Origin of the sequence: Microvirga makkahensis (genome assembly GCF_009830105.1) — a bacterium.
GTDB lineage: Bacteria > Pseudomonadota > Alphaproteobacteria > Rhizobiales > Beijerinckiaceae > Microvirga > Microvirga makkahensis.
Map to the genome: position 1 here is coordinate 226,647 of NZ_WURB01000008.1, position 24,416 is coordinate 251,062.

Annotated in this window: 24 protein-coding genes and 1 tRNA gene; 18 read left to right on the forward strand and 7 right to left on the reverse strand. The window is 61.9% G+C overall.

The window, feature by feature from the left end; all coding sequences use genetic code 11:
- Nucleotides 1-264 precede the first annotated feature (264 nt).
- From rplM to argC, 3 genes are all read left to right on the forward strand, one after another.
- Nucleotides 265-729 carry a 50S ribosomal protein L13 gene (gene rplM / locus GR328_RS13760; protein ID WP_160885087.1) on the forward strand — a complete coding sequence of 155 codons (465 nt, stop codon included), beginning with the start codon at nucleotides 265-267 and terminating at the stop codon, nucleotides 727-729.
- A 3-nt stretch (nucleotides 730-732) separates the two neighbouring features.
- Nucleotides 733-1,209 carry a 30S ribosomal protein S9 gene (rpsI, locus tag GR328_RS13765; RefSeq protein ID WP_160885088.1) on the forward strand — a complete coding sequence of 159 codons (477 nt, stop codon included), beginning with the start codon at nucleotides 733-735 and terminating at the stop codon, nucleotides 1,207-1,209.
- Nucleotides 1,210-1,508: 299 nt separating this feature from the next.
- Complete coding sequence (argC, locus tag GR328_RS13770) at nucleotides 1,509-2,477, forward strand: N-acetyl-gamma-glutamyl-phosphate reductase (protein ID WP_246215856.1); 969 nt, start codon at nucleotides 1,509-1,511, stop codon at nucleotides 2,475-2,477.
- Between the two features lie 251 nt (nucleotides 2,478-2,728).
- Here the strand turns inward: argC and GR328_RS13775 are convergent, their stop codons facing one another.
- Nucleotides 2,729-3,604: a fumarylacetoacetate hydrolase family protein gene (locus GR328_RS13775; RefSeq protein ID WP_160885089.1), complete on the reverse strand. Its 876-nt coding sequence runs from the start codon at nucleotides 3,602-3,604 to the stop codon at nucleotides 2,729-2,731.
- A 377-nt stretch (nucleotides 3,605-3,981) separates the two neighbouring features.
- Between GR328_RS13775 and GR328_RS13780 the strand changes: the two genes are divergently transcribed.
- Nucleotides 3,982-5,310 carry an OmpP1/FadL family transporter gene (locus GR328_RS13780; RefSeq protein WP_160885090.1) on the forward strand — a complete coding sequence of 443 codons (1,329 nt, stop codon included), beginning with the start codon at nucleotides 3,982-3,984 and terminating at the stop codon, nucleotides 5,308-5,310.
- Between the two features lie 164 nt (nucleotides 5,311-5,474).
- Here the strand turns inward: GR328_RS13780 and GR328_RS13785 are convergent, their stop codons facing one another.
- A complete protein-coding gene (locus tag GR328_RS13785) occupies nucleotides 5,475-7,280 on the reverse strand; it encodes a PHA/PHB synthase family protein (protein ID WP_160885091.1) in 1,806 nt (601 codons plus the stop codon).
- Between the two features lie 102 nt (nucleotides 7,281-7,382).
- Between GR328_RS13785 and GR328_RS13790 the strand changes: the two genes are divergently transcribed.
- From GR328_RS13790 to GR328_RS13830, 9 genes are all read left to right on the forward strand, one after another.
- Nucleotides 7,383-7,796: a hypothetical protein gene (locus GR328_RS13790; RefSeq protein ID WP_205789978.1), complete on the forward strand. Its 414-nt coding sequence runs from the start codon at nucleotides 7,383-7,385 to the stop codon at nucleotides 7,794-7,796.
- Between the two features lie 42 nt (nucleotides 7,797-7,838).
- On the forward strand, nucleotides 7,839-9,059 hold the full coding sequence (locus GR328_RS13795; protein WP_160885092.1) for an LL-diaminopimelate aminotransferase: 1,221 nt from the start codon (nucleotides 7,839-7,841) through the stop codon (nucleotides 9,057-9,059).
- Between the two features lie 110 nt (nucleotides 9,060-9,169).
- Nucleotides 9,170-10,492: a homoserine dehydrogenase gene (locus GR328_RS13800; RefSeq protein ID WP_160885093.1), complete on the forward strand. Its 1,323-nt coding sequence runs from the start codon at nucleotides 9,170-9,172 to the stop codon at nucleotides 10,490-10,492.
- Between the two features lie 56 nt (nucleotides 10,493-10,548).
- Complete coding sequence (gene glpX, locus GR328_RS13805; RefSeq protein ID WP_160885094.1) at nucleotides 10,549-11,547, forward strand: class II fructose-bisphosphatase; 999 nt, start codon at nucleotides 10,549-10,551, stop codon at nucleotides 11,545-11,547.
- Nucleotides 11,548-11,634: 87 nt separating this feature from the next.
- Nucleotides 11,635-12,075, forward strand: a complete 441-nt coding sequence (locus GR328_RS13810; protein WP_160885095.1) for a GNAT family N-acetyltransferase — start codon at nucleotides 11,635-11,637, stop codon at nucleotides 12,073-12,075.
- Between the two features lie 27 nt (nucleotides 12,076-12,102).
- Nucleotides 12,103-13,914 carry a single-stranded-DNA-specific exonuclease RecJ gene (gene recJ / locus GR328_RS13815; RefSeq protein ID WP_160885096.1) on the forward strand — a complete coding sequence of 604 codons (1,812 nt, stop codon included), beginning with the start codon at nucleotides 12,103-12,105 and terminating at the stop codon, nucleotides 13,912-13,914.
- Nucleotides 13,915-13,993: 79 nt separating this feature from the next.
- Nucleotides 13,994-14,068: transfer RNA gene (locus GR328_RS13820), tRNA-Glu, on the forward strand.
- A gap of 630 nt (nucleotides 14,069-14,698) precedes the next feature.
- Nucleotides 14,699-15,520, forward strand: coding sequence for an alpha/beta fold hydrolase (locus GR328_RS13825; RefSeq protein WP_160885097.1), 822 nt, complete (start codon nucleotides 14,699-14,701; stop codon nucleotides 15,518-15,520).
- Nucleotides 15,521-15,525: 5 nt separating this feature from the next.
- Nucleotides 15,526-17,190, forward strand: a complete 1,665-nt coding sequence (locus tag GR328_RS13830; RefSeq protein ID WP_205789996.1) for an ATP-binding protein — start codon at nucleotides 15,526-15,528, stop codon at nucleotides 17,188-17,190.
- 409 nt (nucleotides 17,191-17,599) lie between these two features.
- Here GR328_RS13830 and GR328_RS13835 read toward each other — a convergent pair whose 3' ends face one another.
- Nucleotides 17,600-17,908 (reverse strand): hypothetical protein, encoded by a 309-nt coding sequence (locus GR328_RS13835; protein ID WP_160885099.1) that lies wholly within the window; start codon nucleotides 17,906-17,908, stop codon nucleotides 17,600-17,602.
- A 218-nt stretch (nucleotides 17,909-18,126) separates the two neighbouring features.
- On the opposite strand from GR328_RS13835, the gene GR328_RS13840 reads away from it, so the two are divergent.
- Complete coding sequence (locus GR328_RS13840; protein ID WP_134499758.1) at nucleotides 18,127-18,360, forward strand: DUF6894 family protein; 234 nt, start codon at nucleotides 18,127-18,129, stop codon at nucleotides 18,358-18,360.
- A gap of 58 nt (nucleotides 18,361-18,418) precedes the next feature.
- Here GR328_RS13840 and GR328_RS13845 read toward each other — a convergent pair whose 3' ends face one another.
- The 4 genes from GR328_RS13845 to GR328_RS13860 form a co-directional block, all read right to left on the reverse strand.
- Nucleotides 18,419-18,670: a hypothetical protein gene (locus GR328_RS13845; protein ID WP_160885100.1), complete on the reverse strand. Its 252-nt coding sequence runs from the start codon at nucleotides 18,668-18,670 to the stop codon at nucleotides 18,419-18,421.
- 408 nt (nucleotides 18,671-19,078) lie between these two features.
- Nucleotides 19,079-19,705 carry a 2-dehydro-3-deoxy-6-phosphogalactonate aldolase gene (locus GR328_RS13850; RefSeq protein WP_160885101.1) on the reverse strand — a complete coding sequence of 209 codons (627 nt, stop codon included), beginning with the start codon at nucleotides 19,703-19,705 and terminating at the stop codon, nucleotides 19,079-19,081.
- 174 nt (nucleotides 19,706-19,879) lie between these two features.
- The gene (locus GR328_RS13855) at nucleotides 19,880-20,188 is read right to left on the reverse strand and encodes an acyl carrier protein (protein ID WP_160885102.1); all 309 of its coding nucleotides are present in this window, start codon (nucleotides 20,186-20,188) and stop codon (nucleotides 19,880-19,882) included.
- A gap of 263 nt (nucleotides 20,189-20,451) precedes the next feature.
- Nucleotides 20,452-21,477 (reverse strand): heparan-alpha-glucosaminide N-acetyltransferase domain-containing protein, encoded by a 1,026-nt coding sequence (locus GR328_RS13860; RefSeq protein ID WP_160885103.1) that lies wholly within the window; start codon nucleotides 21,475-21,477, stop codon nucleotides 20,452-20,454.
- A gap of 64 nt (nucleotides 21,478-21,541) precedes the next feature.
- On the opposite strand from GR328_RS13860, the gene GR328_RS13865 reads away from it, so the two are divergent.
- The 4 genes from GR328_RS13865 (at nucleotide 21,542) to GR328_RS13880 (ending at nucleotide 24,383) form a co-directional block, all read left to right on the forward strand.
- A complete protein-coding gene (locus tag GR328_RS13865) occupies nucleotides 21,542-22,297 on the forward strand; it encodes an SIR2 family NAD-dependent protein deacylase (RefSeq protein ID WP_170304125.1) in 756 nt (251 codons plus the stop codon).
- A 128-nt stretch (nucleotides 22,298-22,425) separates the two neighbouring features.
- A complete protein-coding gene (locus GR328_RS13870) occupies nucleotides 22,426-23,046 on the forward strand; it encodes a cold-shock protein (RefSeq protein ID WP_205789980.1) in 621 nt (206 codons plus the stop codon).
- Nucleotides 23,047-23,109: 63 nt separating this feature from the next.
- Nucleotides 23,110-23,514, forward strand: a complete 405-nt coding sequence (locus GR328_RS13875; protein WP_205789998.1) for a DUF192 domain-containing protein — start codon at nucleotides 23,110-23,112, stop codon at nucleotides 23,512-23,514.
- Nucleotides 23,515-24,116: 602 nt separating this feature from the next.
- Nucleotides 24,117-24,383, forward strand: a complete 267-nt coding sequence (locus GR328_RS13880; protein ID WP_160885105.1) for a hypothetical protein — start codon at nucleotides 24,117-24,119, stop codon at nucleotides 24,381-24,383.
- The last annotated feature ends 33 nt before the right edge of the window (nucleotides 24,384-24,416 follow it).

The following is a 24,416-nucleotide window of genomic DNA, read 5'->3' on the forward strand; positions in this document are numbered from 1 at the left end:
GGAACGACGATAGACTTGAGGCTGTGAAGATGCAATCGGGCCCGGGGGTGATGTGGTCTTACAATACCACATGTGAGGTATTATGGTACCTATAGCGCATAAGCTGCTGAAAAATAATGATTTTACTGTGATACGGCTGGGCATGATTGCCGTTGACTTGAGAAATAAAAATCACTAAACACCTCTCACTCGCCGCCGCATCTCGCGGCGGTTTGTCGTTTTCAGAACCTGAGCCCAAGACGGGCTCCAACGGGAAACAGCGCAATGAAGACTACGACTTCGCTGAAGCCCGCCGAGGTCGAGAAGAAGTGGGTTTTGATCGACGCGGAGGGCCTCGTTGTGGGCCGCCTCGCTTCGATCGTTGCCATGCGCCTGCGTGGCAAGCACAAGGCGAACTACACGCCCCACGTCGACTGCGGCGACAATGTTATCGTCATCAACGCCGACAAGGTGGTGTTCACCGGCCGCAAGCGCGAGCAGAAGGTGTACTACCATCACACCGGTTATCCGGGCGGCATCAAGGAGCGCACCGCCAAGTTCATCCTGGACGGTCGCTTCCCTGAGCGCGTGGTCGAGAAGGCCGTGGAGCGCATGCTCCCGCGCGGCCCGCTTTTCCGCCAGATCATGGGCAACCTGCGCGTCTACGGCGGCGCTGAGCATCCGCATGCGGCTCAGCAGCCGGAAGTGCTGGACGTGGCTGCCCTGAATGCCAAGAACGTGAGGGCCTAATCCATGGCGACCCTTCAGTCTCTCGCCGATCTGGGTCAGACCACCCAGACCGCCGCTCCGGAAGCTCCGAAGCATGTCCAGAAGCTCGACTCCCTCGGTCGCGCTTACGCCACCGGCAAGCGCAAGGACGCTGTCGCCCGCGTGTGGATCAAGCCCGGCTCCGGCAAGATCACCATCAACGACCGCGCGGTGGAGGTCTACTTCGCCCGTCCGGTCCTTCGCCTGATCCTGTCGCAGCCGCTGCAGGTCGCTCAGCGCGAAGGCCAGTACGATATCGTCGTGAACGTCAACGGCGGCGGCCTCTCCGGCCAGGCCGGTGCGGTGCGTCACGGCCTCGCCAAGGCGCTGACCTACTACGAGCCGGAGCTTCGCGGCCCGCTCAAGAAGGAAGGCTTCCTGACCCGCGATCCGCGCGTCGTCGAGCGCAAGAAGTACGGCAAGAAGAAAGCCCGCCGGAGCTTCCAGTTCTCGAAGCGCTGATCGCTTCCAAGCTATCGATTTCGAAAAGGGGCGGCTTTCGGGCCGCCCTTTTTATTGGCCTCCAAAGGCTGAGCTTGTTGACACGGCACGTTTGCGACCTCATACGAACATCATGGACCTGAGCCTCTTCGTCATCCGACGCCGAATGATCGCCGCCCCGGCGCGCGTGCGATGACGGCTGCTCGGACGGCCTGACACGCAAGCCGCGCCAATGCGCGGCTTTTTTGTTTCTCCACATTCCTATCGGCGTTATTGGCTTGAAGCCTCATCGGCGCGGCCACAGGTGGATCGGATCGACCATGACAACCATGACCCAGAATTCTCCCGACCTCTCGCAAGGCACCAAGACTGTCTTCATCGATGGCGAGGCAGGCACGACCGGCCTCGGCATCCGCGAGCGCATGCAGGGCGTGGCGGGCGTCGCCATCCGCAGCATCGACCCTGCGCGCCGCAAGGATCCGGAAGCCAAGCGGGCGATCCTGGCCGAAGTGGATCTCGTGGTGCTCTGCCTTCACGACGATGCGGCCCGCGAGACGGTTTCCCTCGTCGATGGCTTGAGCGGGAAGAAGCCGAAAATCCTCGATGCGAGCACCGCACACCGGGTCGCCCCCGGCTGGGTCTATGGCTTCGCGGAGCTGGCCTCCGGGCAGAAACAGGCTGTGGCATCGGCGGAGCGCGTCACCAATCCGGGCTGTTACCCCACGGGTGCCATCGCACTCCTGCGGCCACTCGTCGATGAGGGCCTGATTCCGGCCGATTACCCGATCAGCGTGAATGCGGTGAGCGGCTACAGCGGCGGTGGCCGCACGATGATCGAGGCCTACGAGGCCGGTACCGCTCCGGCCTTCGAGCTTTACGGCCTCGGCTTCGAACACAAGCACGTACCGGAGCTGCAGAAATATACCGGCCTGATCCGGCGTCCGATCTTCATTCCCTCCGTCGGCAATTTCCGGCAGGGTATGCTGGTAAGCGTGCCGCTCCACCTCGACCTGTTGCCGGGAAAGCCCGATGCCAGGGACCTCGAGTCGGCGCTCACGGAGCGCTATCAAGGTGGCGGCCTGGTGAGTGTCGTTCCGACGATTTCCGAGGGCAGGAGGATCGAGCGGATCGAGCCCGAGGCACTCAACGACACGGACCGGCTGGAGCTCTTCGTGTTCCAGCACGACAGCTACAATCACGTCGTGCTGGTGGCGCGTCTCGACAATCTCGGCAAGGGCGCATCCGGCGCCGCCGTGCAGAATATCCAGCTGATGCTGGGCTTGGCTTGAGCACATTGGGTATCGTCATGGCCGTCCCCGGACCTGATCCGGGGATCGGTTCCAATCGTCCCGAGCGCACATGTTCTGCCCTCCAAGGAAGGGTCATCACCGGCGCGGGGCCGGTGGTGACGAGGTAGGGCAGCGGCGTTCCTTTCACCGTGATGGCCGGACTTGATCCGGCCGTTCGCGTCTTGAACCGCCGCGCCGGAAAAGACGTGAATCCCCGGCACGAGACGAGGGATGCGGGGAGAACGAAGAGCTTAGTGCCCCTTGCTGGTGTCCGGAGGGTTGTCCTCGAACGCGACAAGGCGCTGGCGCTGTTCGCCGAGACCTTCGATGCCGAGGCTCATGACGTCTCCCGCCTTCAGGTAGCGCGGCGGCTTCATGCCCATGCCGACGCCCGGAGGCGTACCGGTTGTGATCACGTCCCCGGGTTCGAGCATCATGAAGTGCGAGACGTAGGAGACGATCTGCGCCACGTTGAAGATCATGGTTCTGGTGGAGCCCGTCTGCATGCGTTCGCCGTTCACGTCGAGCCACATCGAGAGATTCTGCGGATCGGGAATTTCGTCCTTCGTCACGAGCCAGGGACCGAGGGGGCCGAAGGTCGGGCAGCCCTTGCCCTTGGTCCATGTGCCGCCGCGCTCCAGCTGGAATTCGCGTTCGGAGACGTCGTTGCAGAGGCAATAGCCGGCGACGAAATCGAGGGCTTCGTTGGCGCCGACATAAGAGGCGTGCCGGCCGATTACGATGGCGAGCTCAACCTCCCAGTCGGTCTTTTGGGATCCACGCGGAATGATGACGTCGTCGTTCGGTCCGACGATGCACGAGGGGGCCTTGTTGAAGACGATCGGCTCGGCAGGAATGGGGGCCCCCGTCTCGGCCGCATGGTCGGCGTAGTTCAGGCCAATGGCGATGAAGTTGCGCACTTGGCCGACACAGGCGCCGAGACGCACCCCGACCGGCGCCGGGGGGAGGGTGCCCGGGTCGAGTTCGCGAACGCGGGCGAGGCTCTCCTGTGACAGGGTTGCTCCCGTAATATCCGGGATCGTACCGGAGAGGTCACGAATTTGTCCTTGGGAATCGACGATTCCCGGCTTCTCCCGCCCAGGCTCCCCAAATCTCACCAGCTTCATCAATTTCTCCTCTCGTAACGGCAGTTTGTATCTGGCGCATTCACGCCTGCCTACAATGCATCTTCTGGGCCCAAATCTGTTGCCGTTCTGCCACGAACCGAGAGAAAACGCCGGATTTCCCCGGGCGAGGGAAGATGTAGCAGAATTGCAATTCTGACGCTCGAATACATTTGTTTACATGTGAACCAATTGTAATGAACGGTATTGGTCCGAGCTGTTCTTTATGGATTTCATGTAGATGTCAGAAACAACGAAACGTATTCGGCCGCCCGTGGAACAGACTGTGGCCCAGGGCTGGAGATTGCGGCGGAAACAATGCATGGCACATTGGAGCTAACGCGGGATTCCCGCAAAACAGAAAAGGGCAGGAAGCTTCCATGAGCCGTTTCAACCGTTCTTTGTCCCTCGCCGCCGTCTCCCTCGCAGCTCTCATGGCCGCTCAGGGCGGCGCGCAGGCTGGCGCCTTTGGACTGCGTGAGCAGAGCGCTACGGCGCAGGGCTTCTCCTTCGCAGGCGCCGCTTCCGGTTCGGGCGGCCTGTCATCCATGTACTGGAACCCTGCCGTCATCACCATGGCGCCGGGCTGGCAGAGCGAGTGGCACGCGTCCCTGATCATTCCCCGGGTCGACATCAACCCGCTGCCGTCCGTCCCGACCTTCGCGGTTGGCGCGTCGGGGGATATCGGCCAGGATGCGATCGTCCCGGCGAGCTACGGCTCCTACCAGATCAACGACATGCTGTGGGTCGGCGTATCCACCAGCTCGCCCTACGGCCTCGTGACCGATCCGCGCACCAACTGGTCCGGCCAGCTTTACTCGCGATCGTCCAAGATTTTCTCGGTGAACGTGAACCCGGTCCTCGGCGTCAAGGTGAACGACTGGTTCTCGTTCGCAGTCGGCCCGTCACTTCAGTATTTCGACATCACGCTGAAGCGGGCCGTGCCGTTTCCGGGCGCCCCTGCGGCATCCGCGGTGTTTCCAGGCGCTCCCAGTGCGGCCCTCGAGGGCGACGACATCGGCTTCGGCTTCACGGCCGGTGTCACGATCACCCCGTTTGCCGGCACGACGATCGGCCTTGGCTACCGTTCGCAGGTCGAGCATGAGCTCGAGGGGACGCTGTCGGCTCCCTTCGGCTCCATCGGACCATTCGCCCGGCTTCCGATCACCGCGAAACTGAAGACCCCGGACCAGGTCACCATCGGCATCTCGCAGGCGATCACGCCTGACATGACGGTCCATGCGGGCTTCGAGTGGACGAACTGGAGCGTTCTCGAAACGCCCCTCGTGATCGGCCCAGCCGGAGCAGCCGTCACGGATATCCCGCTCAACTACGACGACGGATTCTTCTACTCCCTCGGTTTCGATTACCAAATCAACGACCGGTGGATCGTCCGGGCTGGCGTGGCGTACGAGGAATCGCCGATCGATACGGAGATCCGTTCCACCCGTCTGCCCGACAACGACAGGATCTGGGCGTCCATCGGCCTCGGATATCGTTGGAACGACCAGCTGTCGTTCGACGTCGCCTACACGCACATCTTCTCCAAGGATACGGATATCCGCATCCTTCCCGGGCATCAGGACTTCGAGGAGCTGCCGTTCGTGGCCGATGTGGACTCGAGCGTCGACATCATCTCGGCGGCCGTGAAGTATCGCTGGGACAATCCGGCCAGGGCCATCCCGGCTCCGATCGTTCGCAAGTACTGAGAGCCGGGCCGCTCGCAACGAGGCCGACGGGATCGCCGGCCTTTTTCCTCCGAGGACCGCAAATTCACGTTATCATGTGGCGCGCAGATTCCGCCTCGCGGTCCAGAACCGAGACGTGACCCGGTTCCACACGAGGGCAAACGGCTCCTGCCGGGTCGGCAGCGTCAGGCCTTCGCCAGAACGTAGGTGCCCGGCGCATCGCAAAGCGGCTCCAGCTTGCCGCCGCCTGGGCTGCGCGCCGGGACTTTCTTCGGCGCCTGCTTCTCGATCCACGAGAACCAATAGGGCCACCAGGAGCCCGGAGTCTCTTTGGCCTTTGCCAGCCAGTCGTCCAGCTCGCCTTCGACGGGGCCGCCGGTCCAGAACTGGTACTTCTGCTTGTTGGGTGGGTTCACCACGCCTGCAATATGGCCCGATCCGGCGAGGACGAGGTCGACCGGCCCTCCGAAAGCCTTCGAACCCAGGAACACCGAGCGGGCAGGAGCGATATGATCTTCCTTCGCGGCGAGATTGAAGATCGGCGCCTTGATCTTCTTCAGATCGAGTTTCACGCCTGCAAGCTCCATCTCCCCCTTGGCAAGCTTGTTCTCGAGATAGCAGTTGCGCAGATAGAAGGCATGGTTCGCAGCCGGCATGCGTGTGGAATCTGAATTCCAGTAGAGCAGGTCGAAGGCCGTCGGGGCACGACCTTTCATGTACACGTTCACCACATTCGACCAGATCAGGTCGGTGGGGCGCAGCATGTTGAAGGCGTTGGCCATGTGCGAGCCGTCGAGATAGCCGCGCTTCTTCATCTGGGTCTCGATGGTGCGGATCTGCTCCTCGTCGGCAAAAACCTTCAGGTCGCCCGCATGGGTGAAGTCGACCTGCGCGGTGAAGAAAGTGGCGCTGTCGATGCGCTTGTCCCTCTTGGCCGCCATATAGGCCATAGTGACGGCGAGAAGGGTGCCGCCTACGCAATAGCCGATCGCCGTCACCTTCTTCTCGCCGGTGGCCTGCTCGATCGCTTCGAGGGCCGCGAAGATGCCCTCGCGCATGTAATGCTCGAAGCCCTTTTCGGCGTGCTGCGCCTCAGGGTTCACCCAGGAGATGCAGAATACCGTGAGGCCCTGATCGACCGCCCAGCGGATGAAGCTCTTTTCCGGGTTGAGGTCGAGAATGTAGTATTTGTTGATCCAGGGCGGCACGATGAGAAGCGGGCGCTTGAGGACCTGCTTCGTGGTTGGCTCGTATTGAAGCAGCTCGATCAGATCGTTTCGGAAGATCACCTTGCCCGGGGTCGCGGCGATGTTTACCCCAATCTTGAAATTGCTCGGGTCGGTTTGGCGGATTCTCAGCTCCCCGCGCCCGGACTGGATGTCCTCCGCCAGCATCGCCATGCCCCGGGCGAGGTTCGCGCCGTTCTCCCTGATCGTCTCGCGGATGAGCTCTGGGTTGGTCAGGAGGAAGTTCGAGGGCGAGAGAGCGCTCGAGATCTGCTTGAGATAGAACTGCGCCTTGTGACGGGTCCGTTCGTCGAGTCCCTCCGCTTCCTCGACCATGTCCTCCGCCCAGCGGGAGGAAATCAGATAGGCCTGCTTCAGAAAGTCGAAGACGGGATTCTCAGACCATTCGGGGTCCTTGAAGCGGTTGTCTTTGGGCTCGGGCTCCGCCACGGGTTCGGCGGGTTCGCCCTGTGCCTTCTTCAGTGTCGATGCCCAGAGATCGAGGAACTGCGAGCCGAGGCGTGCCTGTGCTTCCAGCGATTTTTGCGGGTCGCTCAACCATGATTCCGCAACGCGGCCCAATGTCCTGATCGCCTCGGAGGCGTCGCTTGCGATTTCGGGGGGAGCGCCGCGCTCCTCCAGCGGCTTGAGATAGGCGGTCGTGGCCTTCGTCGCCCCTTCGAGGAAACGGGCCATATTGCGGGAGAGCTCCTCGAAGTCCGGGGCTGAGGATTGGGTCTTCTCTTCACCGTATGGCTTGTCCATAAGGCGATCTCCCTCTATGTCGCGCCATTGCCCAGGGTGCACATTTCGAGCATCTTAACGTTCGAGACCCATTCTGTGCAGTCATCTCTTAGGTTAGTTACAATGCGTATCCGGTTTCCTGCGGCTTCCCGCGCCTCGGCTCTCATGCTGGCCGTGCTGGCTGCTGCTAACGTTACGGCCTGCACAGGCGGTTCCAACCCGGTCCGCGATATTGCGGCTGCGGTCGGGGCAGGCCCCAAAACCGCACCGAGCCCGGACTTCGTGGCGCAGTCCCGCCCGCAGAACTTGGATTTCGTGCCGATCGGCACCGTAGAGGAGGGGCGTCCCACTCCGGCGCGGTCGGCCGCCGAGGTCAAGGCCGAAGAGGCGGAACTCGAGGCTATCCGCGCCCGAAACGAAGCTGCGGGGGCAGCTGCCGCCCGCCTGGGCGGAACGCCTCCGCCCGAGCCGATCAAGCTCCCGGTCAACAAACCGCAGAGACCTGCCCGCAACACGAATTCCAATACCAATCGCTAGAATTTATACCGATTTCATACGATTCCGCTCGAGGACAGAACCATGTCTGATTTTTACCGCATCAAGCGCCTTCCGCCTTACGTCTTCGAGCAGGTCAACCGCATCAAGGCTGCCGCCCGCGCCAATGGAGCGGACATCATCGATCTGGGTATGGGCAATCCCGACCTGCCGGCCCCGCAGCATGTCATCGACAAGCTGGTGGAGACCGTCGGCAAGCCGCGCACGGATCGCTACTCGGCCTCCAAGGGCATCTCCGGCCTGCGCCGCGCCCAGGCAGGCTATTACGAGCGCCGCTTCGGCGTGAAGCTCAACCCGGAGACGCAGGTCGTGGCGACCCTCGGGTCCAAGGAGGGCTTCGCCAACATGGCGCAGGCGATCACGGCGCCGGGCGACGTGATCCTCGTGCCCAACCCGAGCTACCCGATTCATGCCTTCGGCTTCCTCATGGCGGGCGGCGTGATCCGCTCCGTACCCGCCGAGCCGACACCGGACTTCTTCGTGGCGGCCGAACGCGCGGTGATGCATTCGATCCCCAAACCGGTGGCGCTCGTCGTCTGCTACCCGTCGAACCCCACGGCCTATGTGGCTTCTCTCGATTTCTATCGTGATCTCGTCGTCTTCGCAAAGAAGCACGACCTGATCCTGTTGTCCGACCTGGCCTATGCGGAAGTTTATTTCGACGAGCAGAACCCGCCGCCGTCGATCCTGCAGATCCCGGGGGCCATCGACGTGGCGGTTGAGTTCACCTCCATGTCGAAGACCTTCTCCATGGCGGGCTGGCGGATCGGCTTCGCGGTCGGCAACGAGCGTCTCCTGGCGGCTCTTGCCCGGGTGAAGTCCTATCTCGATTACGGTGCTTTCACCCCAGTCCAGGTGGCTGCGACGGCCGCTCTCAACGGCCCCGACGACTGCATTCGCGAGATGCGCGCCACCTACAAGCGCCGCCGGGACGTCCTGGTGGACGCCTTCGAGAAGGCAGGATGGGTCATCCCGGCCCCCAGCGCCTCCATGTTCGCCTGGGTCCAGATCCCGGAGAAGTTCCGCGGCATGGGCAGCCTCGAATTCTCCAAGCTAATGGTCGAAAAGGCCGATGTGGCGGTCGCTCCCGGCATCGGCTTCGGCGAGCACGGGGACGATTACGTCCGGATCGCCATTGTGGAAAACGAGCAGCGCATCAGGCAGGCCGCCCGCAACATTCGCCGGTTCTTCGACAACGCGGACCACATCCTCCACAACGTCGTGCCCATGGCGCGAAGGGGCTGAGCCTTAAAGGCTGGGTGGTCTTGTATGTCCGACGAAGTTTCCATGCCCGCATGGACATGGGAGCTTGGCGGTCGTAAAGAGCAACCCGGTTTTGAAGGGAGCTTTCGTCCGTGACACGTCCTCTCAAGGTGGGCATCGCCGGCCTCGGCACCGTCGGCGCCTCGGTTATTCGGATCCTCGAGCGCCGGAACGAGACCGTCGCCCAGAGGGGTGGGCGGCCTGTCGAGGTCGCGGCCGTGTCGGCGCGGGACCGGTCGAAGGATCGCGGCGTCGATGTCTCCCGCTTCACCTGGTTCGACGATCCTGTGGACCTTGCCCGGTCGGCGGATGTCGATTGCGTGGTCGAACTGGTCGGCGGTGCCGACGGGACTGCCCTGGAGGTGGTCCGGACGGCTCTCATGCAGGGCAAGCACGTGGTCACGGCCAACAAGGCCCTGCTCGCCAAGCACGGGCTCGACCTTGCGCAACTCGCGGAAGACAAGGGCGGATCCATCGCCTTCGAGGCATCGGTCGCCGGCGGAATTCCCATCATCAAGACCCTGCGGGAGGCTCTGCCGGGCAACAGGGTCTCGCGGCTATACGGCATTCTGAACGGCACCTGCAACTACATTCTCTCCCGCATGGAGCTGGAGGGGCTGACGTTCCAGGAGTGCCTCAAGGACGCGCAGCGCCTCGGCTACGCAGAGGCCGATCCGACCTTCGACGTGGAAGGCTTCGATACGGCCCACAAGCTCGCGATCCTCACGAGCCTCGCCTTCGGCACCAGGATTGACGCCGAAGCGATCTATGTAGAGGGGATCTCCTCCATTACCCCTCTCGACCTCGCCATGGCGAAGGAGCTTGGTTTCCGCATCAAGCTGCTCGGGGTCGCCGAGCGTACGGAAACCGGCATCGAGCAGCGCGTGCATCCGACCATGGTGCCGAAGTCCTCGTCCATCGCGCAGGTCATGGGGGTTACGAACGCTATCACCATCGATGCCGATGCGGTGCGCGAGCTCACGCTGATCGGCCCCGGGGCCGGAGGGGATGCCACCGCCTCCGCCGTGGTGGCCGACATCGCAGACGTGGCCGCCGGTTTGGTCCAGCCGCTGTTCGGCAAGTCCGTCGATCAACTGGAAGGCGCTCCACGGGCTCCCATGCAGCGGCACGAGGGCGGCTATTACATTCGCCTGACGGTTCACGACCGGCCGGGGGTTGCCGCCGGTGTCGCCACGCGCATGGCCGAGGCGGATATCTCGCTCGAGAGCATCCTTCAGAAACGCTCCGAACTGGCGGCCACACAGGATCCCCATGGCCGCTCCGGGGCGCCCGTGTCCCTGGTCCTCATCACCTACGCGGCGACCGAGGCCTCGATCCGATCTGCGCTGGAGAAGATTTCGGGGGATGGTCTTATTGCCGAGCCGCCCCAAGTCATTCGCATCGAACGCGATTAAACATCAGGCGGGCGCATGCGCCTGCCCATCACCGTCAAGAGGGAGACGTCACGTCCATGTCGCAAGGCATTACCGTCCAACCGGGGCAAATCATCGAGCGCATCCTGACCATGGAACTCGTCCGCGTCACCGAGCGCGCGGCGGTGGCCTCGGCCCGGCTGCGGGGACGCGGCAATGAAAAGGCGGCGGATCAAGCCGCCGTGGACGCCATGCGCCGCGAGCTCAACAAGCTTCCCATCGACGGCACCGTGGTGATCGGCGAGGGTGAGCGCGACGAGGCTCCGATGCTCTTCATCGGCGAGAAGGTCGGCAACAAACAGGGCCCGAAGGTGGACATCGCCGTCGATCCGCTGGAGGGCACCACCCTCTGCGCCAAGGACATGCCGGGCTCGATCGCCGTCATGGCCATGGCCGAGGCCGGTACGCTGTTGGCGGCCCCGGACGTCTACATGCACAAGATCGCCGTCGGACCGGGCTACCCGGCCGGCGTGGTCGATCTCGATGCGTCCCCGGAAGATAACATCCATGCCCTCGCGAAGGCGAAGGGCGTGAAACCGAACGAGATCAACTGCCTGGTGCTCGACCGTCCGCGCCACGCGGAACTGATCGCCGCTATCCGCAAGACGGGGGCCGGCGTCCGCCTGATCAGCGATGGCGACGTGGCGGGCGTGATCTTCACGACGAAGCCGGCCGATACGGGCATCGACATGTATCTCGGCATCGGCGCCGCGCCTGAGGGCGTTCTCGCGGCTGGCGCGCTGCGCTGCATCGGCGGCCAGATGCAGGGCCGTCTCATCCTCGACACAGAGGAGAAGCGTTCCCGCGCCTTCCAGATGGGCGTGACCGACCCGAACAAGAAGTACGACATGAAAGACCTCGCCCGCGGCGACGTGATCGTGGCGGCGACCGGCGTGACCGATGGAGCGCTCCTCAAGGGCGTTCATTTCGGCAAGGAGGTGATCACGACGGAGACCGTCGTGTACCGCTCCGCTACCGGAACGGTGCGCCGCATCCACGGCGAGCACCGCGAGTTCGCGAAATTCCACCTCGAGTAAGGGTTCGCAATCGAAACAGGATACCTGGTCCCCGGGCTCGCTCCGGGGACTTCCGTTTGAAGGCAAAGCTTCCCGAGGTGCACTGAGATGATCCAAATCCGACCCTTCAGCCCTGAAGACCGGCCCGCGTGGGAACCCCTGTGGCAGGGCTATCTCAGCTTCTACAGATCCGCCCTTCCGGCTGGCGTCACGGACGTCACATGGCGGCGCCTCAACGATCCTGCAGAGCCGATGCACGGTCTCGCGGCCCTTCTCGATGGCAAGATCGTCGGGATCGTGCATTACCTCTATCATCGGTCCACCTGGACCGTGGGCGATTACTGCTACTTGCAAGATCTCTTCACCTCAGAGGAGGCACGAGGGCGTGGCGTCGGGCGTGCCTTGATCGAGGCCGTTTACCAGCGGGCGCAGGCTGATGGGGCGAGCCGGGTCTATTGGCTGACGCACGAGACGAATGCAGCAGCCCAGGCGCTCTACGACAAGGTGGCCTCCCGCAGCGGCTTCATTCAATATCGCCGAGTGTTTTGACCACATTTCGCGGTTAAGAGTCACAGCGTGACCGAATCATCGCCGATTGCCCTGCCGAAACCGTTCCTGGGGGTGACCCATTCCGCCCTTGGCCGCACCTGGGTCGAGCGCTGCAGCGCCGCCCAGAGCACGATTGCGCTCGCAATAGCTCAGACCCATGGCGTGCCGGACATCCTGGCGCGGGTGCTTGCCGGGCGCGGCGTCGGCATCCATGAGACGGAAGGGTTTCTCAATCCCCGCCTGCGGGATCTGATGCCGGATCCGCATGTGCTGACCGACATGGAGAGAGCGGCCAGCCGGCTGGCGGACTCGGTCATACGGAGAGAAAAGGTCGCCATCTTCGGCGATTACGATGTGGACGGTGCCTGCAGCGCGGCTCTTCTGGCCGAATACCTGCGCGCGTGCGCCATTTCCTACACGATCCATATTCCGGACAGAATCACGGAGGGTTATGGCCCGAACATCGACGCCATCCGGGCGCTGAAGGAGCAGGGGGCCGACATTCTGGTAACGGTCGATTGCGGCACGGCGAGCATCGAACCACTCGCGGAGGCGAAGCGCCTCGGCCTCGATCCTCTCGTTCTCGACCATCACCAGGCGCCCGAGCGGCTCCCCGAGGCGCTCGCAATCGTCAACCCGAACCGGCAGGACGATCTCTCCGGCCTGGGCCATCTCTGCGCGGCCGGTGTGGTGTTTCTCTTCCTCGTCGCCCTCAACCGGGTCTTGCGGGCACAGGGCTTCTTCCAGAACCGGCGCGAGCCGGACCTGATGGGCAGCCTCGATCTCGTCGCCCTCGCCACCGTGGCGGACGTGGTTCCTCTCATCGGCTTGAATCGCGCCTTCGTACGCCAGGGACTCGCCGTCATGCGAAGCCGCCGCCGCTTGGGTTTGGCGGCGCTTCTGGATACGGCCGGGCTGACGGGCGCTCCGGAATGCTGGCATCTCGGCTATCTCGTCGGGCCCCGCATCAATGCGGGCGGACGCATCGGCGATGCGGCGCTGGGATCGCGCCTTCTGCTGACGGAAGATCCGGTTCAGGCAGGCCGGATCGCCGGCGAACTCGACCGGCTGAACCGGGAGCGGCAGGCCATAGAGGTGGTGGCGGTACAGGAGGCCGAGGCCCAGGCCATGATGGCGCTCGAGAAGGCGCCCGATCAGGCCGTGCTCGTCACCGCTTCCGCCGAGTGGCATCCAGGCATCGTCGGACTCATTTCCGCCCGCACCAAGGAGCGCTTCCGGCGCCCCGCCTTCGCTTTCACCCTCAACCCCGACGGGACCGCCACGGGTTCGGGGCGTTCCGTGCCCGGGGTCGATCTGGGCCACGCCGTCCGCGCAGCGGTGGAGGTGGGTCTCGCCATCAAGGGGGGTGGGCACACGATGGCGGCTGGCGTGACGATCCGGGCCCAGGACCTTGACCGTTTTCTCGCTTTCATCACGGACAAGCTGAGCGAACCCGTCAGCACCATGCGCCTGAACGATCGTTTCCCCATCGATGCCACGCTCACGGCGGCTGGCGCGCAACCCGCGCTCGTGACGGCCCTGGAGCGGGCAGGGCCGTTCGGTTCAGGGCAGCCGGAACCCATGTTCGTGTTTCCACAGCATCGCGTTATCGAGGCGAGGGAGGTCGGCAGCGGCGGGCATATGCGGGTGAAACTGCGCGGCGGCGACGGCAGCTTCATCGGTGGAATCGCTTTCCGCGCGGCGGGACAGCCTCTTGGAAATGCGCTCTCCGGCGCGATCGGAAACACGCTCCACGTGGCGGGGACGCTGTCCATCGACCGATGGGGTGGTCAGGAAAAGGCCGAGTTGCGCATCATGGATGCGGCGAGGCCTGAATAATTCGAAACTGACGCTTGCGGTGCGTCAAGAACCCATCTATATGTCCGCCCACTTCAGGGGCGACGCCCCGAAGCACCGCGCGCCCTTCGTCTATCGGTTAGGACATCTGCCTTTCACGCAGAAAAGAGGGGTTCGACTCCCCTAGGGCGCGCCACTTTTCTCCATTCATTGGCTGCATCGATTTCAAGGCCGAGGGTGGTTCTCGATCCGCCCGCCAATCTCCTCAGATTGTGTCCCGAACGATTTGCTGTTCTCACTCCCTTTGTGATGGCCGATTAGAACCTGCGACAGGTAACTATCCGAAAATGAATGTGTGTGAGGGCCGGTTTGACGGGTGGGAAACTCGGAATCACCGCCCTTGGCGATGGCCTCCTCTCTCATTGCCATAATCAAGCTGGCGCTCCCCGGCCCAACAGTCGATCCAGGCAAGGTTCAGAAGGGATCCCGAAATAGCCTCTCCTGCTGCTCGGTCAGCATATGGTCATACCGCGGGCCTAACTCAGGCGAACTTCCCGAGGAATGGGTGACCCATTGTTTGCCGAGTTGCTCAAGCAGCGGAAGCCTCAGAGAGGTTTTGGCGTTCGCATCATCCGCCGCTTGGGGCATAGTGCTGATCTTGCTTCCCGTGCAGGGCCGCCGCTGTACCGGATTTCCCACGTGCCGCCCCAAAGTGTTGAAATGAGAGGGGGGACATCTAGATAAGGGCGCTGAACTGCACAGCTTGCATCCAGCACCCGGAGCAAGCAGCCCCTACCGACCAATCCTTCGATTGCATGGAGCGCCTATGTCCGCCGTTCTTCAACGACACAACGTAAAGGTATTGGGCCAGGGTCAGCAACCCATGGTCTTGGCCCATGGCTATGGCTGTGACCAGAATATGTGGCGCTTCATCACCCCTGCTTTTGAGGACCGGTACAAAATCGTTCTTTTCGACCATGTCGGACACGGGCAGTCGGATGCCGCGACCTTCGACAGAACAAGATACGGTAGTCTCGATGGTTATGCGGAAGATGTCCTGGCGATCTGCCGTGAGCTGGACCTGAAGGACGTGATCTTCGTCGGTCATTCGGTCAGTGCGATGATCGGGGTTCTGGCAGCTGTCCGGGAGCCGGAGCGGTTCGCCCGTCTGGTGCTGATTGGTCCATCCCCGTGCTACATCAACGACGGCGACTACGTAGGCGGCTTCAAGCGGGAAGACATTGAGGGCCTGCTCGATTTCCTCGACAGCAATCACCTCGGCTGGTCCAGCACCATGGCCCCGGTCATTATGGGCAACCCGGACCGGCCGGAACTCGGCGAGGAACTCACCAATAGCTTCTGCCGCACCGACCCGGAAATCGCCAAGCATTTCGCCCGTGTGACGTTCCTCTCCGATAACAGAGCGGATCTGCCCAGATTGGCAAAGAAGGCGCTCATCCTCCAATGCTCTCACGATGTCATTGCACCGGAGGCGGTTGGGCGCTACATGCATCAGAACCTTCCGGGCAGCGAGTTCGTCCTGCTGAGGGCAACAGGGCACTGCCCGAACCTGAGTGCGCCAGAGGAGACGATTGCCGCCATGGAAGCCTTCCTGCGCGATCCTGCGCCAGCAAAGGCAGTCGCCTAGTGAAAATGGACCCGGGCGCTCTGTGCGAGACGGCCGAGGAACTCTATGAGAGCGCCCCCTGCGGCTACCTCTCAACGCTGCCGGACGGCACTATCATCCGCGTGAACCAGACCTTCCTCTCCTGGATCGGCATGGAGCGGAACGACCTCGTCGGCCACAGGTGCTTTCAGGACCTGCTGAATGTTGGCGGCAAGATATTCTACGACACGCACTTCGCACCGCTCCTGCGGATGCAGGGATTCGTGAACGAGATTGCTTTCGACCTGACCTGTGCAGATGGGCGGCAGCTGCCGGTTCTGGCCAACACGGTTCAGAAGCTGGATGCGGCCGGCCGTCCAATGGTTCATCGCATCACCCTCTTCAATGCTACCGATCGACGGAAGTACGAACGGGAGCTGCTTCTCGCCCGCCAGAAGGCCGAGCAGGCCACTGAAGAACTTAAACGCCTGAACGAGACGCTGGAGGAACGGGTTGCGCAGGAGGTCGCCGAGCGCCTGAAGGCTGAGGAGGCTTTGCGACAAGCGCAGAAGATGGAAGCCGTAGGCCAGCTCACCGGCGGCATCGCCCACGACTTCAACAACCTGCTGACGATCATCGTCGGCAACATCGAACTTATCCAGCGTCGTCTGCCCGAGGGGAATGAGCGGCTCCAGAGAGCAACCGACCACGCAATGGAGGCGACACGACGCGCGGCGACTCTGACGCAGCGGCTTCTAGCCTTCTCCCGCCGTCAGCCATTGGACCCCAAGCCCATCGACGCCAACAAGCTGGTGGCCGGCATGTCCGAACTCCTGAGGCGCACGCTGGGTGAGACAGTCGTGCTGGAGACCGTTCTGGCCGGCGGTCTCTGGCGGACCCAAGCCGACCCGAACCAGTTGGAGAACGCCATCGTCAACTTGGCCGTGAATGCCCGCGACGCGATGCCGAATGGGGGCAAGCTCACGATTGAGACAGCCAATACCCGCCTGGATGAAGCCTATGTGGAGGCTTTGGCCGAGCCTGTGCCGCCTGGGCAGTATGTGCGGGTGTCGGTCTCCGACACCGGCACTGGCATGGACAAGGCTACAATGGAGAGGGTGTTCGAGCCGTTCTTTACGACCAAGGAGGCGGGCAAGGGCACCGGACTGGGCCTGAGCCAGGTGTACGGCTTCGTCCGGCAGTCCAACGGCCATGTCTGGATTTACAGCGAACTCGGCGAAGGCACGACCATCAAAATCTACTTGCCCCGCCTGATCGGCTCCGATGAGGAGCCTACGGAGACGCCGCCGCAGAAACCTGAAATGGTGAAAGGGGCCGGCGAGACTATTCTGGTCGTTGAAGATGAACCGAGCCTTCGTGCCTATTCAGTCGAGGCACTGCGCGACCTTGGATACCGTGTGCTTGAGGCAGCAGACGGGAAGGGCGCTCTGGCAGTTGTGGAGCAGCACCCGGAAATCCATTTGCTGTTCACCGATGTCGTTCTGACAGGCGGCATGAACGGACGTGTTCTTGCCGAGGAAGTTGCCCGGCGAAAGCCGGGGGTACCGGTGCTATACACGACTGGCTATACAGCCAATGCCATCGTTCACCATGGCCGTCTCGACCCTGGGATGCATCTGATCGGAAAGCCTTACACCTATGCTGAACTGGCCGCCAAGGTGAGATCGGTGCTCGATGAGGCCCAATTCTGAGCGTCCATGGCGGAGAAGCTCAGCAGATGCCACCAAGCTGACGTCCAGGCTGGCCTGTGTTTCGGGACCGATCGCGCCGCTCACATGGGCTGCTCTGGTGGTTGATGTGTGACTCTCGGATACTGCCGCGTGAGGCCTCTCGATGGCCTTATGGCTCCCAACACTTCCCCTTTCCGGATCATGCTTGAAGGCAGGGGGAAGCCTCTGTTTCCCCCAATAGTCTCCCGTGGCATCATCGATCCTTCATAGCCCTGACGGCACAACCCTTCTCCAGAAGCCGGTCATCTACCAGAGCATCGAGGGGGAGCGCTCCTCGGCAACGTCAACGAACACCCTGTCCTTAGCCCTACCTGGGGTCTCAAGCCAGGTTGGGCCCGCGCGTATTTGGACCTGCGGAGCGCTAACATCCTCAGATCGGGCTGCCTTTGGCCTTCGTCACCATTTCCCAGTTGTCGCCGGCCGCGATCAGACAGGCTTTGCCGTCCGGCATGGTCATCACCATCGACCAGGTTCCCGCCTGCGAGGCGAAGACCTCCAGCACTTGGCCCGGCTGCGATAGACCGATGCCGACGGGATCCTCCTTGTACCGATCAGCGAGCAGCTTCACGAGTTCATGGCGCGGCCCGCACGACGCCTGGGCCTGGGCGGAGCTTTCGGCAGGAATCAGAAGGAGGGAGCAGCCGAGAACAGACAGCACGGCAAGGGATCGATGGATCATGGCACATCCTAACCGGTTTTCCCGCATGAACCCTTGGCGTGTCCTTCAACGCGTGAGACTTCAAAAAGGCTCCATGCGGCCGGTTCAGCCAAATTGTGCTGTAGAACTTGGCCTTAAGCCAAGATTCCGGTGTCAAAGGGAGGCGCGCTGGCGTTACAGTGAACCTGCCGAAGCCAAAGGCGTTTTCCCGCCGTCTCCCTCTTCTCGAGCGTTTCGCCATGCCTCGTTTTTTCTTCAACATCCGCGACGGTTACGATGTCGACGAGGATGATGAAGGCATTGAGCTGCCCGATCTCGAAGCCGCTCGTGCCGAAGCCATCGCTACCGTCGAGGAATTGCGCGACGAGCTGAGCGATGCGGGCAATATCGAACTTGAGATCGTGGATGAGACGGGGCGTCGCTTGCTGACGGTCCCGTTCTTCCGCGGAGGGCGTGGCGGCAAGCGACGCTAAGGCCCCCTGCAAGAGAAAGCCCGGCATGTGCCGGGCTTTGCCTTCCGATCAGGTGCGGTCAGCACTCGGTTGTCCGTTTCGTGGTCGTGTCACCGAATTCGTCGGTCTTCTGCTTGGTCTCGGTCGTGCAGCCGACACCGGAATCGGTTGTCACCGTCGTGGAGGAGGTCGTGCTCGGCTCACGCTTCTGCTCGATCGTGGTCTTGCTGCCGAGGATGCCTTCCTCCTTCTTGATCGTTGTAGTGGTATCCTGCGCGAAAGCAGCCGTGCTCAGGACAGAGGCGGCCAGGACGAATGCCAGTTTGTTCATGCTCGGAACTCCTATTCAGCCTTTGCCGTGTGAACGCCGACGGTACGTGGCGGTTCCTGCAGGGAAATGGGTCCTTCGAGCATCGCGCAGCCCTTGGGGTCCGCATCAGTGATCGGAAGGACCGCGTCATCGGTCCCCAGGGCTACGTTGGTGAAAAGGTGATCCGGTTTTCCGCCGGCTCCTCCACGTCGTCACCGGGCCTGGGGCGATGATGCCGATGGATGAAAAGCGCAGCTCCATCAAAAGCAAGATGGCCGGGATTGATCTCCGGATCAAATCCTGGACGGCCATGACACGGTGTCCTGGCGCATCATGCGGACCCGAAAGGCCGCAGTGAAAGAAACTCTCGTCCTGGGAGGAAACCCCGGATTCGCGCCAAAAGGACGGGTCCTTTTCACGTCCGATCCTTCAGCCCGAACGGAGATCCTTCCATGCGGATGCAAAGGCGCGTGCATTGCGCGCGATATCCTCGATGGTCATGGCCGGCGTGAAGAGGGCGGAGCCGAGACCGAAGCCATTGGCGCCGGCATCCACATAGGGCTTCATGTTGCCGGGCCTGATGCCGCCGACGGGCAGAACGACGGCGTCTTTCGGCAACACGGCCCGCCAGGCCTTTAGCACCGCCGGAGGAATGCCTTCAGCCGGAAAGATCTTGATTGCATCGGCTCGGGCCTTCAGTGCCGCGAATGCCTCCGTCGGCGTGGCGACGCCCGGCATGCACATCATGCCATGCTCCTTGGCACGCAGGATCACATCGGGGTCACCGTGCGGCATGACGATGAGCTTGCCGCCCACGTCGCGGATGCCATCGACCTGCTCCGGGTCGAGGACAGTTCCCGCGCCGACAAGGACGTCGCCCGGCATGGTCCTCGCCAGGGTTTCGATGCTTCGGAACGGATCCGGCGAGTTCAGAGGAACCTCGATGACGCGAAAACCGGTTTCGACCAAAGCCATGCCGACTGCTTCGGCAGATTCGGGCCGTAATCCACGAAGGATCGCGACCAGGGGAAGATCGGTCAGATAGCCTCGCAACAAAACAGCACCTCATATGAACGATCGCATCGAACCCTTGGACTTAACGCCGAAGTCGTGAGAGTTTTCCAGCCGCCGGGTCCTGTGTGCGGCTTTCAGCCTAGCCGTTCTTGGTTCTCAGCGGAATTCATGATCTGCCCGCGAAATGCGAAGAACGGATCCGGCCGTCGCGAAAGGTCAATTGCGCAGCGGTTCGCCGCAGGAAAACTCGGCCATGGCCAGGGGCAGGGCATGGGCGATGTAGCTCACCACGCTACCGATGGTGTCACGCCCGCCGGAGGAACACTCGATAAACCAGTCTTCAAGGGCCAACCCCCCGTAGAGTTCTTCGATACCAGAGAAGAACTGCATGAGCTGTAACGAGTCGAACCGGAGGTCGCGGGTCAGGGACATTCCCATCTCGATTCGGGCAAGGCTGCCCTCGCTAATCCATTTGCAGAGGTCGACAACCTGACGCGCAATTTCCGCTTCTAAACGGTAAGTCATCGCATGCCTCGTGGCGGTTTACGTTGAGTTCCACGGATATGATGCGTTGTATTATATTGAAATAATATAGCAATCACCCATGAATCCTGCAAGCTCCCTTTGAGAAAATGCGAAGGTTCAGGCTTGGCTACACGGAGTCGACACTCGCTCACCATTCGTTGGTCGCCACGCCTTCGATTGGCAGGAAACGCAGCTGCCGGTATGGCGGCCGAGCGCCCGTCAGGCATGTCGTGGAAAATTGGGTTTACTTCTGGCTCGATGACCTAGGACGAGGGGCGCCGTAGGCACTGCTGTGCCGTGCGGGAAATCCGCACCCGATCACCTGCCGTCGTGCTGCCGCTGAGCACCCTTCGCCAGAGATCTTCATGGCGCAGCGTGTCGACAGTGCAGGAGCAGACGGAGCGGCAGGTCCCAGCATCGGCGTTTTGCATGAGGCAGGTCGCCACGCAGTCATTCATGAAGGGCCTGGCCTCGGCGGCCGGATGAGGACCGGTGATCAGCAGAACTCCATAGAGAAGCGCGAGCAGAAGCGGTTGGTGGACGAGATAGATCGGCAGACTCTTTCGTCCGGCCCACAAGAGAGTTTTCGCCGGAGCATTCCGCGCCCGCCAGCGCGCCAGAGCCAGGGTGCTCTTGCGGGGCATCAGTGTTTTGCCGACGGCGATCCCGACCAGAACCATGCCAAACCACGGAAAGATGGGCACGTAGTCGTTCGTCATCGGATCGGTGGAGCCGAGGCCCAGCCAGTCCAGATAGGGAGCATCGAGGGCCGGACTCGTAAACAGCTGCGGCCCCGCGAGGAAGAAGATGGCAGCGAGCAGGCTTGGAGCGGAGGGCAGCCGGAGAAACGGAAGGGCCAGCACGCTCGACGCGGCAATGCAGTGGAGAATGCCGAAGAAGATGTAACTGTTCGGGAAAGCGAAGAACGTGACGAGGGTCACGGCCAGAGCCGCGCCCCCGACCTTCGCAAGGCGCCTGAGGAACTGGAGACGGCGAAAGCCGTGGGCGTGAGCAAGCGCAAGCCCCACCCCAGAAAGCAGCAGGAACGAGCCGGCGATCCCGCGTGCGAACCAGCGCCATGCCGGGACTTGGAGAATGTTGGTCTCGATGAGCTGCAGAAAACTGAGATCCCAGCTGAAATGATAGACGATCATGGCCATGATCGCGAGACCGCGCGCCACGTCGATGGCATCCCACCTCTGAGATGCGGTGACATGTGATTGCCCGGTCAGAACATCTGATGGGCGGAGGCTCCGAACGGGATCGGGCGGGGAGAGATCGTCGTTCACCTGAGGTAGATCCCTGACGCTGAGTGATGCTTCTATTCAGGAAGCGAGGGCTTATATCAGTGACATGACCGAGAAGCTCGCCGCGTCAATCGCCAGACTCGAGGAAATGATTCAAGAGGCCCGGATCGTGGCGGGCTTTACGGGCGCGGGCATTTCGACGGAGAGCGGTGTTCCGGATTTTCGCTCTGCCGGCAGCCCGTGGATGCGGAACAAGCCGATTCCGTTCGAGACTTTTCTTCAAAGCGCCGAGGCTCGGCGCGAGGCCTGGCGGCGCAAGTTCGTCATGGATGACCTTTATCGGGATGCACGGCCCAGCCAAGGGCATCACGGCATCGCTTCGCTCATCGCTTCGGGGCACATGCCGGCGGTGATCACGCAAAATATCGACGGGCTGCACCAAGCCTCCGGGCTGTCCCAGGAGCAGGTCGTCGAACTTCATGGCAATGGGACCTATGCTGCATGCCTTTCCTGTGGGCGCCGCCACGAACTCGAGTGGATCAGACGGCATTTCGAGGCGAGCGGCGACCCGCCTGAATGCACCGATTGCGGCGGCATCCTGAAATCCGCCACAATCTCCTTCGGCCAGCCGATGCCGGAAGGACCCATGCGACGGGCTCAGAAGCTGATGGCGAGCTGTGATCTTTGCCTCGTCGTGGGATCGTCCCTGGTGGTCTATCCGGCAGCTGCTTTTCCTGCCTTCGCCAAGGAGAACGGGGCACGGCTCGTGATCGTCAACCGGGAGCCGACTCCGCTCGACAGCATGGCCGATCTGGTGATTCATGCAGAAATCGGATCGGTGTTTTCGGCATTTGTATCGTGATTTCAACGCTCTCAGCGGATGCCGAAAAATTCATCGCATTTTAGGTCGCGTTTCCGGCTTCCCCTGATTCAGGACGATGTTATCCTCATTTTAAGAATCGGGTTTTTGATTCGAGTTCGGGTTTATTCATGACTAGCGATTTCGGCTCTAACTCCTTCAATTTTCGAGAGGATAACTCCTCTTTCGATCAAGGTCGCCGCGAGGTCGCACAGACCCCTGCGGAGGAGAATTCCCTCGACCTCATCCAGGTGAGCGGCCGGATCAAGTGGTTCGACGTCGCCAAGGGCTTCGGATTCATCGTGCCCGACAACGGCATGCCCGACGTTCTCCTGCACGTGACCTGCCTTCGCAGGGACGGTTATCAAGCCGCCAACGAAGGTGCCCGGATCGTCGTGGAGGCTGTCCAGCGCCCCCGGGGCCTGCAGGCGTTCAGGATTCTTTCTCTCGATGAGTCGACGGCACTCCACCCGTCCGAGTTGCCGCTGCCCCGAACCCATGTCCAGGTGGTTCCGACCAGCGGCCTGGAGCCTGCCGTCGTGAAATGGTTCAACCGCCTGCGGGGCTTCGGTTTCCTGACGCAGGGAGACGGCAAACCCGATATTTTCGTGCACATGGAGACGCTGCGCCGCTATGGCATTGCCGAACTGAAGCCCGGCGAGCGGGTTTTCGTGCGCTTCGGCGACGGATCGAAGGGGCTCATGGCCGCCGAAGTCCGCCTCGCGGAAATGGCCCTGCCGCATTCCCACTGACAGGCCTCGTTCGTGTTCCAGCGTCTCCGTCCGGTTCTTCCGGCCCTCGGTTTCACGGTCGCCTTGGCCGGGGCAGCCTTCGCTCAGGCTCTCGAGTCCCTGTCCATCGTGACCCAAGGGGGGCAGAAGCGGAGTTTCCAGGTCGAGGTCGCCCGCAATGACGCGGACCGGGCCCAGGGTCTGATGTTCCGCCGCTCCATGGCACCGGATCGCGGTATGCTGTTCGATTTCGGGCGTGTCGAGCCGGTCTCCATGTGGATGCAGAACACTTATCTGTCCCTGGACATGTTGTTCATCCGGCAAGACGGCACGATCGCCCGCATCGCTGCCAACACCGAACCTTTGTCGACCCGCACCATCTCCTCCGGCGAGCCGGTTCTCGCCGTTCTCGAGTTGAACGCGGGCACGGCGGCCGAGCTCGGCATCAAGCCTGGGGACCGGGTAGAGCATCCGATTTTCAAGCGGTAACGTTCGGATCGCACGGGAAATCTGCACTGGTGCAGTCGCAAGGCCCAAGTCCTGACTGCGCTCGCCGGGACCAGTCACTCTCCAATCGATGTTTCTCGTTCTCCTCTTCCGGCGGAATCTTGCTGTTTCCGGGTCCGTTTCACGGCGCTCCTGCAGCTGCCGTGCGGGGCAGGTCTTCTTCATGATCACGATCATCTCCAGCGATGAAAGATCATCAGCCTGCCTGCCGGAGAGATCGCCCGAGTACATTTGAGCGGGGCATCTCAGGGCGGTTCAACGCCAATACCTTCCACAAGTCCCGAGCGATCCCGTGCAGCTGTCGGCAGCAGCGCTTTCCATCCGGCCGGTTTGCTTTCAGCGATTGCGACTATGCTTGGATGATGAGCATCTTCGCTAGCATGACAAAGAATTCTTTCCTCGTATACGGCATTGACTTAAAGAATACTAATGAACAAGAACAAGTATGGTCCACTAATTTGTAATAGGATATCTTGAAGTATCCATAATATCATAACATGTCGGGTGATTTATTTCAATAATACTCCATTGACGTCCTAATCTCTTCTTCATACAGCGGCGTTGTCGATTGCTTAGGGGCCGTTATGAATCAGCTAGAACGTGAAATGGATCGTTTTGCGAAGGAAGGAACACTTCGCCTTGGCCGGGCAGCCGTGTATGCGGCTGTTGCGTACTTGTTGCTGTGGACCCAGTCGGTCTATGAGGGGTCCTATCTTCTGGTGGCTCTTGTTGTTCTCCTGCTTGCGATGACCAGACGATCCCTGGTTCTGATCCAGGTGCTGCTCGGCATTCTGTTCGTCGTCGGTCTTCTCTCTGAACAAATCAACACCGTCGTTGGGGCCGTAATCTGATTATCCCTCTCTCCCTGCAGGGAGAGAGGGGGC